This is a genomic window from Riemerella anatipestifer (genome assembly GCF_009932355.1).
GTDB classification, from domain to species: domain Bacteria; phylum Bacteroidota; class Bacteroidia; order Flavobacteriales; family Weeksellaceae; genus Riemerella; species Riemerella anatipestifer_E.
Genome location: NZ_LEKU01000005.1, coordinates 38,526 through 53,050, shown reverse-complemented (window position 1 = coordinate 53,050; position 14,525 = coordinate 38,526). Strand labels below are relative to the sequence as shown.

At 33.8% G+C, this 14,525-nt stretch carries 12 protein-coding genes; 5 read left to right on the top strand and 7 right to left on the bottom strand.

Annotated features, from left to right (window positions below):
- Positions 1 to 248 precede the first annotated feature (248 nt).
- The gene (locus tag GXW81_RS01375; RefSeq protein WP_052910960.1) at positions 249 to 1,445 is read right to left on the bottom strand and encodes a pyridoxal phosphate-dependent aminotransferase; all 1,197 of its coding nucleotides are present in this window, start codon (positions 1,443 to 1,445) and stop codon (positions 249 to 251) included.
- A gap of 166 nt (positions 1,446 to 1,611) precedes the next feature.
- On the opposite strand from GXW81_RS01375, the gene GXW81_RS10450 reads away from it, so the two are divergent.
- The 5 genes from GXW81_RS10450 to GXW81_RS01355 all read left to right on the top strand — a co-directional run bounded on the left by GXW81_RS10450 (position 1,612) and on the right by GXW81_RS01355 (position 7,113).
- A complete protein-coding gene (locus GXW81_RS10450; RefSeq protein ID WP_260393522.1) occupies positions 1,612 to 1,737 on the top strand; it encodes a hypothetical protein in 126 nt (41 codons plus the stop codon).
- A 50-nt stretch (positions 1,738 to 1,787) separates the two neighbouring features.
- Positions 1,788 to 3,770 (top strand): outer membrane beta-barrel family protein, encoded by a 1,983-nt coding sequence (locus tag GXW81_RS01370; RefSeq protein ID WP_260393521.1) that lies wholly within the window; start codon positions 1,788 to 1,790, stop codon positions 3,768 to 3,770.
- A gap of 62 nt (positions 3,771 to 3,832) precedes the next feature.
- Positions 3,833 to 5,365, top strand: a complete 1,533-nt coding sequence (locus GXW81_RS01365) for a YdiU family protein (protein ID WP_161530877.1) — start codon at positions 3,833 to 3,835, stop codon at positions 5,363 to 5,365.
- A gap of 39 nt (positions 5,366 to 5,404) precedes the next feature.
- Positions 5,405 to 6,673, top strand: a complete 1,269-nt coding sequence (locus tag GXW81_RS01360; RefSeq protein WP_161530876.1) for a DUF6080 domain-containing protein — start codon at positions 5,405 to 5,407, stop codon at positions 6,671 to 6,673.
- Positions 6,674 to 6,795: 122 nt separating this feature from the next.
- Positions 6,796 to 7,113: a rhodanese-like domain-containing protein gene (locus GXW81_RS01355; RefSeq protein WP_161530875.1), complete on the top strand. Its 318-nt coding sequence runs from the start codon at positions 6,796 to 6,798 to the stop codon at positions 7,111 to 7,113.
- Positions 7,114 to 7,168: 55 nt separating this feature from the next.
- Here the strand turns inward: GXW81_RS01355 and GXW81_RS01350 are convergent, their stop codons facing one another.
- The 6 genes from GXW81_RS01350 to GXW81_RS01325 all read right to left on the bottom strand — a co-directional run bounded on the left by GXW81_RS01350 (position 7,169) and on the right by GXW81_RS01325 (position 14,483).
- Complete coding sequence (locus tag GXW81_RS01350; RefSeq protein ID WP_161530874.1) at positions 7,169 to 9,247, bottom strand: TonB-dependent siderophore receptor; 2,079 nt, start codon at positions 9,245 to 9,247, stop codon at positions 7,169 to 7,171.
- Positions 9,248 to 9,268: 21 nt separating this feature from the next.
- Entirely contained in the window at positions 9,269 to 11,500 is a 2,232-nt protein-coding gene (locus GXW81_RS01345) for a peptidase domain-containing ABC transporter (protein WP_161530873.1), read from the bottom strand.
- Positions 11,475 to 12,350, bottom strand: a complete 876-nt coding sequence (locus GXW81_RS01340; protein ID WP_161530872.1) for a hypothetical protein — start codon at positions 12,348 to 12,350, stop codon at positions 11,475 to 11,477. The genes GXW81_RS01345 and GXW81_RS01340 overlap by 26 nt, the downstream gene beginning before the upstream one ends.
- A complete protein-coding gene (locus GXW81_RS01335) occupies positions 12,350 to 13,699 on the bottom strand; it encodes a radical SAM/SPASM domain-containing protein (protein ID WP_161530871.1) in 1,350 nt (449 codons plus the stop codon). Before GXW81_RS01335 ends, GXW81_RS01340 begins: the two co-directional genes overlap by 1 nt.
- A 121-nt stretch (positions 13,700 to 13,820) precedes the next feature.
- Complete coding sequence (locus GXW81_RS01330; RefSeq protein ID WP_153926603.1) at positions 13,821 to 13,994, bottom strand: hypothetical protein; 174 nt, start codon at positions 13,992 to 13,994, stop codon at positions 13,821 to 13,823.
- Between the two features lie 186 nt (positions 13,995 to 14,180).
- Positions 14,181 to 14,483: a hypothetical protein gene (locus GXW81_RS01325; protein ID WP_161530870.1), complete on the bottom strand. Its 303-nt coding sequence runs from the start codon at positions 14,481 to 14,483 to the stop codon at positions 14,181 to 14,183.
- Positions 14,484 to 14,525: the final 42 nt, after the last annotated feature.

Below are 14,525 nucleotides of genomic sequence, written 5' to 3'. Positions count from 1 at the left end.
TAAAAAATTTGCTTTTTCTAAAAATAGTTCGCTAAAATACAAAAAAATACTGATAATAAAACCTATACAAGACCTGCTGTTTCTCATTATTTATAAAAAAGTTACTACCAATTGAAAAACACCCCAACACATCAGTAAAACACTTAGACGAGTTCAAATTCAATTTCCTCCTATTTTCAATCTGAGGAAGATAAAATAAAAAGCCGAAAGTCTAAACAACTCTCGGCTTTTGCAAACTAAAATTTTATCTACAAAGCTTGATATTTTTCTAGTGCATCTTTAAGCAATTCTGCACTTCTTTTCAAATCTTCTTCTTTGAGAACATAGGCTATTCTCACTTGTTTTTTACCTAACTCTGGGTTAGAATAAAACCCTCCTGCTGGAGCCACCATAATGGTTTCGTTGTTATGAGAGTAAGACTCCAATAGCCATTGTGCAAATTTATCGGCATCGTCTATAGGAAGCTCTGCCATACAATAAAATGCTCCTTTTGGCATCGGACAATTAACTCCTGGTATCTCGTTAAGTAGTTGTACTAAAAGGTTTCTTCTTTTGGTGTATTCTTCTCTTACACTTTGGATATAAGCCGTGTCGTTTTGGTGAGCCTTAGCTGCAATAATCTGTCCTAGCAATACAGGACTTAACCTTGCTTGAGCAAACTTCATCGCAGCGTCTTTAATCACTTTAGAGCGAGTAACCATAAAGCCAATCCTTACCCCACACATAGAGTATCTTTTAGACTCGGAGTCTATGATAATACAGTTCTCTGCTAGTTCAGGAAACTCCAACATCGAAGTCTGTTTCTCTCCATCGTAAACATATTCACGGTAAACCTCATCAGAAATAACTACAATATCATGTTTAAGGGCAATTTCGGCAAGTCTTTTCAACTCTTCTTTGGTGTAAAGATAACCTGTTGGGTTGCCTGGGTTACAAATGAGTATCGCTCTGGTTTTATCGGTAATTTTTTTCTCAAATTCTTCTATGCTCGGTAGTGCAAAACCGCTCTCTATGGAAGACGGCACCGCTACCACTTTAGCATTGATATGGTTAGAAAAACCGTTATAATTGGCATAATAAGGCTCTGGAATGATGATTTCATCTCCCTCATCACATAAAGTAGAAAGTGCGAAGTTCAACGCCTCCGAACCACCATTGGTAACAATGAAGTTATCTGTTGTTAAGTCTGTAAAGCCCAAACTATGGTAGTAGTTTTCTAAAGCCTTTCTATACTCTAAGTTACCTTCTGAAAGCGAATACTCTAGCACCTTTAAGTCAATCTTTTGCAGTTCTGCTAGTGCTGTTTCTGGCGTTTCTATATCGGGCTGACCTATATTAAGGTGATAGACTTTAGTTCCTCTTTGTTTTGCTGCTAAAGCGTAAGGTACTAATTTTCGGATAGGGGAAGCAGGCATATTGGCTGCTCTGTTTGATATTTTTGGCATTGCTAATGATTTATTTTTGCCACAAAAGTAAGCATTTACTTATGATTTATGAAATAGGAAGAGTGGAGTTTTCATACCTCGCTAACCATCTTTATTATAAGCTATTGCACAAATAATCAATTTTATTTAACTTCGGCAACAAAACTTAAAACTAATATAAACTACCGTGAAAAGACTCATCATTATAATATCGTTTATCTGTTTTGGTATGGCTAACGCTCAACAACAGAAACAGGACAGTATAGAAAAAGAAATCCAAACCGTAGAACTCAAAGCTCAAAAAAACTTGTAGAAAGAAAGGTAGACAGATTAATTTTTAATGTAGAAAACGCCGTTGCTGTAGTGGGAGGTGATGCTTTGGACGCACTGAAAGCGACTCCTAGTGTAAGAATACAAGGAGACAATATACAACTTGTAGGTAAAAGCAGCGTTAGGGTGATGATAAATGATAAGATAACTCAACTCTCTGGAGAGGCTCTACAAGATTATCTAAAGTCTATACCTTCTGCCAATATCTTAAAGATAGAAGTTATTACCAACCCTCCGTCAAAATACGAAGCCGAAGGAAATAGTGGACTCATTAACATACAACTCAAACGCTCTAAACAAAATAACTGGAGTGCTACACTACGCTCTAGCTATCAGCAAGCCACCTACGAAAGATTAGTACACGGTGCTAACTTCAATTATAAAAAAGATAAATTTTCTGCCCTAGTAGATGTTAATTATAGCTACGGAAGAAACCTCTATACTAACGATATATTCTACGATTATCCCGATTACCAATGGAACAATAAACTCTTTAATCGTACCCATAGAAAAAACTGGGGTACTTTACTAAATTTAGAATACGCCTTTACAGATAAAAGTAGTCTAGGGTTGCAATTTATGGGCTCTTTTACAGATAGATACTCCGATGAATTTGCAGATAATTTTGCGAGAAGGTACAGCGACCATTATTTAATTCATTACTACAAAACGGAGGGGCTATCTCAAGGAACGCCTAGCAACATCTCTCTAAACCTTAATTATACTCAGAAACTAGGTAACAATGGTAAAAAGTTGTCTGTAGATGCAGATTATTTTGATATGACTAATCCTAGCGCTAATCATTTCACCTCTTTATTACAAGATTTTATTCCTGCGACTTCAGAAACACAATATTCTCAAAACAATTCACATCAAAATGTAAAGAACTATTCCATCAAAACTGATTTTGAAATACCTTTATCTTGGGCTAATTTGTCCTTTGGAGGTAGAGCAGCTTCTACTAAAACTAAAAACTTAGTAGATATAAATTTCTTTAATAAAGACAATAACAATTTAATTCTTTCTCAAAAAGACCACTTTGAATATACCGAAAATATACAGGCGTTATACTTTAGTGCTTCTAAATCTTTTGGAGAAAAATGGGAAACCAAGGTTGGACTTCGTGGAGAAGCCACTCAAACCAATGCTAACTCTATTTCTACTAACGAAATTACCCAAAGAAATTATGCCAAACTGTTCCCAACCCTCTACATTATGTATAAGCCTAACGAAAATCACTCTTTCTCTGCTAACTATGGTAGGCGTATAGGGCGACCTTCTTGGGTCTCATTAAATCCAGCTAGATGGTACGAAACTCCAAAATCTTATACCACAGGAAATCCATTTTTACAACCCATCTTTATAAACAATGTAGAATTTAATTATGCTTATAAAAGCCTGCTTAACTTTCAACTATTTTATGGAAAATATATAGATAATACCGCCCAAATCTCTAGACACAATGTTGCAGAGAATATCACAGTTATGAGGTACGAAAACATTTCTAATGATATGTTTACTGGTGGTTCTATTAGCATCAATTACAAACCGTTTAGTTGGTGGGAAGCCTCTGCAGAAATAAACGCTTCTTACTCAGAAACAAAACCTTATATAGAAATCTATTCTAACCACAAATATTCTGGTTGGAGTGGCTATACAATCTCTAGAAATACCTTTACACTCAATTCTAAAAAGACACTGTTTGCCAGCCTAAATTACGAGTATTCTCTTCCTTCAAAAGGGATAGGTACTATGAGTGAATACTCTTCACTAGACATTGGTTTTAAGTATTTATTATTAAACAAAAATCTAATTTTAGGACTTAATTTTAATGATATATTCCGAAGCCAGCAATACACTTATAAAGAGGTGTCTCAAGGCATATTACAATCTTTTTCACAATACTATGACTCTCAATATGTGAGATTTTCTCTCAACTATAAGTTTGGTAACAATAAAATATCGGTAAGCTCCCGTGCTTCTGGAAACCAAGAGGAAAAAAACAGAGCCAACTAAATCAAAAAAACTTAATGGGGTAAATTACTTAACTTTACCCCATTATTTTTGATATAAATTAAATGAACATACACCTCATCACTCAACCTTTTTTAGACCAATTCCCTGGCGATTTTTCTGGTGATACCATGCAAAGGCAAACTCCAAAAATGCTTTTTGCTACGGTAGAACCTGCCCTATTTACTAACTACAAAACTATCGCTTTCAATCAAGAGCTTTCTAACGACATAGGCTTAGGTTCTTTTGAACCCAAAGACGAGACTTTTTTAGCCGCCCAAGATTTACCTAAAAACATCAGAACCTATGCTACTGCCTATGCTGGGCATCAGTTTGGGCAATGGGCTGGGCAATTGGGGGACGGCAGAGCGATATTGGCAGGAGAAATACAAAACACTAGCGGAGAAACCACCGAAATCCAATGGAAAGGTGCAGGAGCAACGCCCTACTCTAGATTTGCAGATGGGCGAGCAGTGCTCCGTTCCTCTGTGAGAGAATATCTAATGAGCGAAGCAATGCACCATCTAGGTGTACCTACTACTAGAGCCCTTTCTCTCGCCGAAACAGGAGAAATGGTAACAAGAGATATACTCTACAACGGCAATCCTAAACAAGAAAAAGGAGCTGTAGTTATACGAACCTCTCCCTCATTTATAAGGTTTGGACACTTCCAGCTATTGGCAGCCCAAAACGAAATAGACACTCTGAAAAATCTAGCCGACTTCTGTATTCAACGCTATTTCCGTGAAATAAAAACAGATGAACCTCAACCTTATCATCAGTTTTTCAAAAAAATTGCTGAAACAACCACCAAACTTATGGTAGAATGGCAAAGAGTAGGCTTTACCCACGGCGTGATGAATACTGATAACATGAGTATTCTTGGACTTAGTATAGACTACGGGCCATTCTCTATGTTAGATGAATACGATTTGAATTTCACGCCTAACACTACCGATTTACCTGGTAGGCGTTATGCTTTTGGAAGGCAAGCTGAAATGGCACAATGGAATCTTTGGCAACTAGGCAATGCTTTATTTCCTCTGATAAACGATGTGGATTTTATTGAGCAAACTTTGGAAGATTTTGGCACTAATTTTTGGAGTCAATACGACCAAATGATGTGTTCTAAAATGGGATTGGATGCTTTTATGAAAGATACCGATGTAGATTTCTTTACAGATTGGCAAAATCTAATGACTTCACTAAAGCTAGACTACACTTTATTTTTCATTGCATTGGAGAAAGATGTTCATCAAATCAACTGGCAGGATATTTCTTATAAATCTCTCCATACGGAAGACCTACAACGCCTCAATCAATGGATAATCTCCTACCAAAACCGATTGGTTTTAAACAAAATCTTCCCCAACGAAAGACTTACTCTAATGAGTCAAAACAACCCCAAATTTACCCTCAGAAACTACCTTCTACACGAGTGTATAGAGGAGCTTAATAAGGGGAACATCAGCTACTTTAATCAACTCCTTACCGCTCTTAAAAATCCTTACCAAGAAACATTCCCAGAATGGAGCGTTAAAAGACCCAAAAAATACGATGAGGTGGTGGGTTGCTCTACTTTGTCTTGCAGTTCTTAACAATTAGAGTATTTTTGCGGAAATTTTGGTAAAACTGTAATGAAATCTAAATTTTATGGCTTTCTAAAACAAAGTTGCCCTAGCTCGTGGGTGGAGTGGGCTTTGTTTATTTTCTTCCTTGTGGCGTATGGTATTTTGGCGGGGCATATTGCCTTAACTTCCACCATTGTATTTGATGACAGAATCCCTTGGGACGCCTATTTTAGTTTTGACAACAGGGCTATTGTAATGACAGGTGGCGGGTACGAAAGACACCCTCTATCCAACTATTTTTTTGATGTGATTAGAGAGTTCTCCCTTTGGATTTCTAGCGGACAGAAAAATCATCTCTTTAGGCTAAGTCTTGCCCTATTGAGTAGCCTAGCCATTAGTTGGACTATGGTTTTTATTTTTAAATATCTTAAAAACATCATTCAGCTGTCATTGGCTAGCAGTCTTATTTTAGTGGTATTTTTCAGTTTATTTAGTACCAACATTATGCTGTCCTTCACACCAGAAACCTATACTTACAGCCTTTTGTTTCTAAGCGGATTTACCTACTATGCTGCCTTGAGGCTCACACAAAAAAGAACGCTCTCTTGGGGAATGCTATGCCTAAGTAGCTTGGCGATAGGAGGGCTCACTATTACCAATATTGTTAAAGTCTATATCCCTATTTTGTTTGAAAGGAAATGGTACAACAACATCAAACACTTAGCGAATGCGGTGGCAAAGGTGGGACTTTCGGTAGGAGTATTTTTACTACTTTTTATGTATCGAATGAATTTTCAGTTTTCTGCATTTTTAGATAAAACAGGGCAACAGTACGAAAGGTTTTCGCAACCGAAACTCCTGCCTATTTGGGATATGGTAGTTTCTTGGTTTTGGGGTGGCAATGTGTTATTCCCTAGTTTTATTATAAGAGATTATCACAACAAACACAACTTCCACTACAAAGCCTTATTTATGGAAGTCTATACCTCTAACCTCTCTTATGCATTTGTGGGGTTGCTTTTTATACTCGTTATTTGGGGATATTTAAGAGGGTTCAGAAAGCCGCTCGTTCAAGTTCTGATGCTGTCTTTTCTTGTAGATATTATGATACATTGTGTCCTAAAATTCGGGTTACATACTTCCTACATCTACGGAGGGCATTTTGTATTCGTTATTCCTCTAATTTTGGGGTGGCTTTTACATTCTTACCGAAAAAATACCAATGCCACACTAGGGCTTCAGTTGCTTTTAGGATTGATGACCTTATTTTTAACCCTCAATAACTTTTATAGAATGAACGAGTTTTTTGCATTCTTAGAAAAGTACTACACTTAGTTTAGATAGACTTAAGTTCCGTTTTCCAAATATGTAACCCAAGTTACAGTTAGTTAAGCTAGATTAGCCTTCCTTTGTCGGAGAAATAATCAAATTAAAGTTTAACTAAAAAATTTAACTATATGTTTGGAATGTTTAAAAATATGTTTTCATCTACTAGCTCACAAGATATAAAAGAAGCAGTGGAGCAAGGAGCTTTTCTAGTAGATGTAAGGTCTGCTTCGGAGTTTGCTAGTGGCAGTGTTAAAGGTGCAGTAAATATCCCTTTGGATAAAATAAGTTCTCAAATTTCTAAATTTAAAGGAAAAGATAAAATCGTGGTTTTCTGCCTAAGTGGTGGGCGTAGCGGACAAGCCAAAAGCCTACTACAACAAAACGGTATAGAAAATGTAATTAACGGAGGCTCTTGGCATAATGTAAAAGATGCCATTGGAGGATAGTAATTTGCCTCCTATCAATAGTTTTTTTAGAGAGGATTTAAGGCTTAAACCCTCTCTAAAAAGTTACTGCTCCACTAGTCTGATTATCCAGTTTCTTTTGTATTTGTAGCTTCTTCCCTAAAGAAAAATCATAGGACACTCCTAGCACAAACATATTTTTACAATCAAAAATTTGTGTATTAGATTCATTCTGTACTGGACTAAAATCTAATGTTTTCATTTTATATTGTGCAGGTACCCCCATAAAATACATTCCTGTAGATAGTTTCCAATTTCCTAACTGATACGCCAAAAACAAATCATTCTTATTTTCTTCTGTATTAAGAAAAGATCCACCAACACTATAAACTGGAATATTAAATTGATAGGTCAAACTCCATTGTTTATATCTGGAAGTCAGCGTAAAATTATTCCTAACATAGCTTACCTTTGTTTTGTTTCCTTCCTGCGTTTCCATTAACATAGAAGTTGGCTGTAGATATAGTCGTAACACTAATAAATCATTAGCAAAAGGTTTTACCGAACCTATTATAGCTACTCCCGTTTCTCTATAAAATGGTATATTTTGGTAGTTAAGCACATATCCCCCAAGTCTAGAATTTTCTTGATAAAATTGAGCAAAATAATTTCTAACATTATTATAAAACCCTATAGTATTTAAATCAAAATATTTACTATTGAAAGAATAATTTAATTGGTTCCTAAATTGCCTTTGAGGTTTTAAATCTGGATTCCCTGAACGGAATAAATTAGGCATCGTTTGCTCTAAGTTAGGACTCATCATTTCTCCACTTGGATTTATATTTTTATAGCTGCTGAAGAAACGAAAAGATTGTTTATCCCCCAGAGCATAAGACAAAACTAACTTCGGAGTTAATGCCCAGTCATTAGTAAAACTAGTAGTTGTTTTATTCTGTATATTATTAGCTCCTATACCCAAACGATAGCCAAGTTTATCCCATTTCCCATTATACTCTGTATAAAAGTACTGTTCCAAATAGTTTACTTCAAATTGAGAAGCTCCTAGTATATTATTAAGCTGATTATCCACATTAGTATTGGTTAAACGGTAACCATTCGTTAATTTACCTTTTTCAAACCTATGGCTGTGAGCAACCTCTCCTACAACTCCTGTTTGTATTGAATTTAGTTTCATATCATTGAGGAAAACTTCAGTGTTACTAGAGGTGTTCCATTCTCTACGATATTGATTAGAATTGGTCTTATAATAAGAGCCTACAAAGTTGAAAATCAGCTCATCTTTTTTACCTAAATTTTTAGAATAGTAAAGATCTATCGTAGGGCTTGTGTATTGCTCTGATGAATTATCCTTAACTTGATGCCTGTTCATTATATTTGTCTGGGTAAACAGATTAGAAGACTCTCCTTCATTATGATAAGTGAATGGGAAAATACTAAACTTGGCTTGGAAAGTATATCTCTCTGGCTCTACACGGGTATAACGCAATGCTATATCCTGATTCGTATAGCCAAATGCATCTCTTCCTAGTATTTCAGAAGAATAATGTATCCCATTGATATTATATGTCAGTATTTTTTTTGTTCTTCTATCATTATATTCCCTAATATTCAAGCTATACTCCAGTCCAAAATCATTTTTACCTTTGGTATAATTGGCATAGACCATTCCGTTCAAGAAACCCGTAGTAAGAGCGGAAGTAATATCTGCCCCGTAAGAGTAGCCTAATTCTGGATTTCTAGTAATCATATTTACAACCACATCGGCACGGTTTGCCCAACGAGCAGGAGGAATATCATAGTACTCCACTCGTACCACATTAGTTGGGGCAACACTCCTTATTTGGGCTTCGGTAGCTTCTATACCATTGATAAGGAACAAGGTTTTTCCTCCACGGATACTTTTGGTAGAATTATTTATAGGGTCGTGCACCAACTCTGGAAGTGTTACCAACAAATCCTTAGCATTATTAGCTTTCTCCAGAGCTGCTTTATCAAAGGTATAGGCAGCGTGGTCATTATACTGCTTCTTGCGTTGAGATTTAATAATAACTTCTTGAATTTCCTTAGCTTTTGCAACAGAATCTGTCTTGAGTTCTTGTGTAAAACTTAAAACAGGTAAATGTAATAAAATTAATATAACTCCTCTTTTCATTATTTTTTATTTTTCGCTTCTTTAGGTTCCTAATTCTAATTGATTTTTTACTAAATGATAATAGTTCCCCTTTTTAGCCACAAGCTCTTGATGGTTACCTAATTCTATAACTTTCCCTTTGTCAAGAACAATAATTTGATCGGCATTTTTAACCGTTGATAAGCGATGAGCTATGACAACCACAGTTTTCCCTTTGAAAAAAGACTGCAAATTATCATGTATAATCTTTTCATTATCAGCATCTAAAGCAGAGGTTGCTTCATCAAAAAATATATAATATGGATTTTTATACACAGCCCGTGCTATTAGAATACGTTGTCTTTGCCCTCCTGAAATACCATTTCCTGACGCACCTATTTTTGTTTTTAATCCTAATGGCAAAGAATAAATAAAATCCTCTATATTAGCTATTTTAATGGCCTTTTTCAACCTATCATAATCTACAATCTCATCTCCTGTAGCTATATTTCTCTCTATTGTATCAGAAAATATATATCCATCTTGCATAACTACACCACTATTTTCTCGAATACTCTGGGGAGAAAGCTCCAATATATTAGTTCCCCCGTAAAAAATATCTCCCGATACGGGCTTATAAAACCGTAGTAATAACTTCATAAGCGATGTTTTTCCACTTCCACTTGCTCCAACAATAGCAGTGATTTTTCCACTTGGAATCGTTAAGTTTATATCATTCAATATAAAAGGGGACTTAGGTCCTTCGTATTGAAAACTTAAATTTTTTAACTCTATACTTCTTTCGGTATTGAAATCCAGAGAAAGTTTCTTTAAACCTTCAAGATAAGAGGGAACTATTTGCTCTTCGTTGGGTCTATTTTGTACTTCATTAAGCCTTTCTAAACTTAGTTTAGCATCTTGAAGAGAACGAAAAAAATTGACCAACTGGTTGACAGGAGAGTTCATTTGACCTATAATGTAGGATATGGAAAGTAACATTCCTAGAGTCATATCTCCTTTTACTACATAATTAGCTGCTAAAAAAGTAACCAAAATATTTTTTAGTTGATTTAAAAACTCAAAGCCTGATAATTGGACTTGATTGAGTTTTAGAATTCTAATATTAAGCTGGAATAACTTTTTTTGAATATGCTCCCATTCCTTTCTCTTAAATTCTTCGAACTGATTAAGCTTCATTTCAGTCACTCCATTAAGAATCTCATATATAGACTCTTGATTTTCTGAACGCTGTTGAAAACTATAATAATCTAAAATTTTTCTTTTCTTCAACCAAAAGAAAGACCACCCTACAGATATTATAGTGAGCACCAAGTATACTAAAAGTATTTTTAAATCATAATACCATAGTACTCCAAAGAATACCGAAAAAGTAATAATAGAAAAAAAAGTCGTTAGGCTTTGAGAAGTTAGAAACTTTTCAATTCTCTCATTGTCTTGGATACGCTGATTAAAATCCCCCATCATTTTGGTATCAAAAAACTTGATGGGTAGTTGAAGCATTTTTTTTAGAAAATCCGAAATAATATTAATACTTAAGTGTGTACCAATATAAAGCATCAACCAGTTTCTAAAAATCTCTATAGTTATAGCACCTAAAAAAACGCCTAACTGAGCCAGCAAAATGACAAAAATAAACTCTAAATCTTTAGCATTAACCCCTTTATCAATAAGAACTTCTGTTAAGAATGGGAAAATCAGTGTAAGACCACTTCCAAAAAATAACAGCAAGAATATAATACTCAATTGCTTCCGATAGGGTTTTAAATAGTGTAATAAATAACCTATAGATATTTTTTCTTGTTTTGGCGGTTGTTTTTTATAAAATTCTTCTGTGGGGCTTAAGAATAAAACCACACCTCTATCTTCATCTGATAGCCATGATTTCTCAAATTTTTCTTGGGTAAGTGTTATAATACCATGAGCTGGATCAGCAATACAAAAGCGAATTCTGTTAGAAAAAAATGACTTTCTTGTAGCAAATAAAACAACAAAATGATTTTGATTCCAATGTAGGATACAAGGGAACAATTTACTTTGCTTTAGAAGCTTACTTACACTAAGCTTTACCGATTGTGTTTCAATACCTATCTCTTTAGCTGCTTCACTAATTCCCAAGAGAGATACACCCTCTCGAGTAATAAAAGAATTCTCTCTGAGGTATTCTATAGAATATCTTCTTCCAAAATATCTTGACACCATTGCAAGACAAGCGGGACCACAATCCATTTGATCTTTTTGGGGAAAAAAATTAATTGAGGTTGATTTTATATACATTTTTAAAATATTTCTTTACATAAGGATACTTTATATCATATTCTTTTAAGCCAAAGAAATAAGCCTCAAGAGTTTTAGGAAATTCTACACTTGAACTAAATAAATCAATTCTATTTTCCAAAAAAAATACTCTTAAATGACTGTAAATATTCGAAGCCAATACTACGTCAATATACTTAGAAATATAGATACTATTATTCTCATATTTTTTCTTAATTTTGAAGAAGACAGAATCTATGACATAATTTAGATTAACATATAACTCCTCAGTGGATAATATTTTTAAATATGCCAGCATCTCTTCCGTCAATCTACAAAACCCCTTACTTTTAAAACCTCCAAACTCTAATAAAATAGATTCTACCATATTCATTGCTAAGTCAAATTCTCCCCTATCTATTTCTATTTTCACTCTATTAAGATTTTGCTCTAAATTAGCCCATATAGCATCATAACATCCCATATTAAACAATATCTCGTAATCAGTTAATGATTTTTGTAGCTTTAAGGAAGCATCCCTATACTCTTTATTTTTATAATGTATGAAAGCGTCCAAAGGTAATTTAATAGATCTCATTATTCTTTTACTTTCCTCCAAACATAACTTACTTTTACAAATATCATATTCCCTCAAAATTAAACTTACCAAGGCTTCTTTTTTATCAACAACATAGGACAAGGCTTCTCTAGTTTTCACATACATCATCATCATCATTATTCTATCTGAATCCGATACATTTAATAAATTTCCTTCTATTATCCTAAAAAAAATATGATAATCGGGATATTTCTCTATTCTTTCTTTTATAAATATGGTTCTCTGTTCCAATGTTTTTTCAAGTATCCTCATTAGTCTAATTTTTTAATTAAATATTCCAATAACAAACGTTCCCCCATATTAAATTTAAAGCTAGGACAAGGTACTTTACCATTCATCCATTGTTTGGGACATTCTCCCGAACACACAGGAAAGAATATACATTCTATACAGTTTGAATGAGTTCTATTCAAAATATCATTTTTAAAATTTCTTATAGGAGAAAGTTTTCTTCCTCCTTTTTCTAAATTTAGAAGATTTCCTTCCAAAAAAGACTTATCTGAATAAGCTGGAGTATAGGTATACTCATAACATGCGTAAATATTACCAAATGCATCGTGCACTTCTGAATCAATGTTATCTACCATGCAAGAAGAAGTCCTAACTTTAGGAATTAAATTAATATCCTTTTTTCCTAATTCTAAAAGTTTTAATAACCATTCTATTTCCATATCCGCGAAATCTTGAGGTGTAAATGAATTTTTATCCGCTTCATTTCCTCCCCAATCAAAAACTGGTGCAAAAGTAACATTGATGTCATTTAATATCCCTTCTTGATATATTTCATCTATGAGCGAATTTATTCCGTGTGCCATTGTCTTATCAACATTAATTCTCATATTTAGTCTTGAATTAGACTTTTTATAGAGGTTACTTTTTACTATTTCTACAATATTTCTTTTTATTATCTCATAAGATTTGCCTCCTTTTTTAGTTATTCTTCTTTTATCATGAGTATCTTTATTCCCATCTAATGTTACTTGATATTGTGTTATACCAACTCCAACTAATTTTTCAAAAGTATTTTCCTTTAATAATAGTCCATTTGTTATTATATCAGAAGTGTACTCTATATTATTTTTGGCACAAAATGATAATATTTCGTAAGAATAATTAACAATATCATCAACTACCAATAAAGGCTCTCCCCCATACCAAGTAATATGCAAAGCTTCGTATTTACCTTTCTCTAATTTATCTATAACTCTCTTTATAGACTCATTCACAACTTTTTTGGATGCTTTATTGGGAGAGTGAACTTGACCACAATAAAAACATCCCAACTGACAATTGGCTGTTAATTGAATTGTCATTGATAAAGATTTATTAGCTGTATTGTCTGCAATATTAAATGCAATTATACTATCTTCTTCATCTTCATCTTCACAAATTATTACCTTATTTTCTATTAATTTCTGTAGCTCATAATTAGATATTTTACTCCATTCCCTCTCTTCTAATAACTTCAACAATTTCTTCTTAACCACAAGTGTTCCACCTGTTCTAGTTGAGAAAAGGATAACTTTTTGTTCATCTTCTAAATCATTCCCTTCCTGCAAAGGTACTTCTGACTTTATAAGATACTTTGATTGTTTAAACATAATTTATATATTATCAAATCTATTAATTTCATTGTCACTTACATCTTTTTCCTTGAGAAAAAAGCTAAAACTAATAAAAGTATTATGAGTTTAGTATGAACTCATAATACTTTACAAGCATTTACCTCGTTGTAACATCTACATCTATCTCTAGATTTGTAGAATTACCTTGTTTACAACACTGCATTGGACTACATCCTTGACATTTACACCCACCTCCTTTTAAAGCTGAAAGCGCTGTTGTATCAGTAAGTACCTCCATATCACTCACAGATTTTTTTAGTTTTAAATCCATGAAAGCTTGTCTTAATTTAGCATTTTTCATAATAAGTAATTATTAAAATTATACTTTGAGAAATAGTTTTACTACATAACTCTCCTTATTGGTAGTCGCTTGCAAGCTATATTGAATATCTTTCTTTATTATTGCGCACTAACAAATACTTGATATATCAATTCATAATAATTCCATAATTTACACTTATTTTCCTACATTTGAGCCCTCCCTTACACTCCATTTCACTTGTTTTTTCTTATCAATCCCCCTGTCCCTACCTGATTTTACAATACTATCATTAATCTCCTCATTTAAAAGTCTATTAACTCTGACGGTAGTAGGTTTCACACTAAAAACATTTGTATCATCGTAGAAATCCTCCCTCTGCTCACAGCTTTTCACAAACAATACTACCCCTATCAACATGCTAAGTTTCATTAAGTTTCTCATGACTTTGTTTTTTTGAAATTTCCCACTTTCCAAAGCTAAAAAGCCTTTTTTATTCATACAATATTTTATGGTCAAAATTTAGGAAAAGTAAGTCCTAAT

Bases quoted from the DNA above. Each gene is read 5' to 3' on its own strand.
- GXW81_RS01360 (WP_161530876.1), top strand. From the start codon at position 5,405: ATGAAATCTAAATTTTATGGCTTTCTAAAACAAAGTTGCCCTAGCTCG.
- GXW81_RS01365 (WP_161530877.1), top strand. From the start codon at position 3,833: ATGAACATACACCTCATCACTCAACCTTTTTTAGACCAATTCCCTGGC.
- GXW81_RS01330 (WP_153926603.1), bottom strand. From the start codon at position 13,994: ATGGATTTAAAACTAAAAAAATCTGTGAGTGATATGGAGGTACTTACT.
- GXW81_RS01325 (WP_161530870.1), bottom strand. From the start codon at position 14,483: ATGAATAAAAAAGGCTTTTTAGCTTTGGAAAGTGGGAAATTTCAAAAA.
- GXW81_RS01335 (WP_161530871.1), bottom strand. From the start codon at position 13,699: ATGTTTAAACAATCAAAGTATCTTATAAAGTCAGAAGTACCTTTGCAG.
- GXW81_RS01345 (WP_161530873.1), bottom strand. From the start codon at position 11,500: ATGTATATAAAATCAACCTCAATTAATTTTTTTCCCCAAAAAGATCAA.
- GXW81_RS01355 (WP_161530875.1), top strand. From the start codon at position 6,796: ATGTTTGGAATGTTTAAAAATATGTTTTCATCTACTAGCTCACAAGAT.
- GXW81_RS01375 (WP_052910960.1), bottom strand. From the start codon at position 1,445: ATGCCAAAAATATCAAACAGAGCAGCCAATATGCCTGCTTCCCCTATC.
- GXW81_RS01350 (WP_161530874.1), bottom strand. From the start codon at position 9,247: ATGAAAAGAGGAGTTATATTAATTTTATTACATTTACCTGTTTTAAGT.
- GXW81_RS01340 (WP_161530872.1), bottom strand. From the start codon at position 12,350: ATGAGGATACTTGAAAAAACATTGGAACAGAGAACCATATTTATAAAA.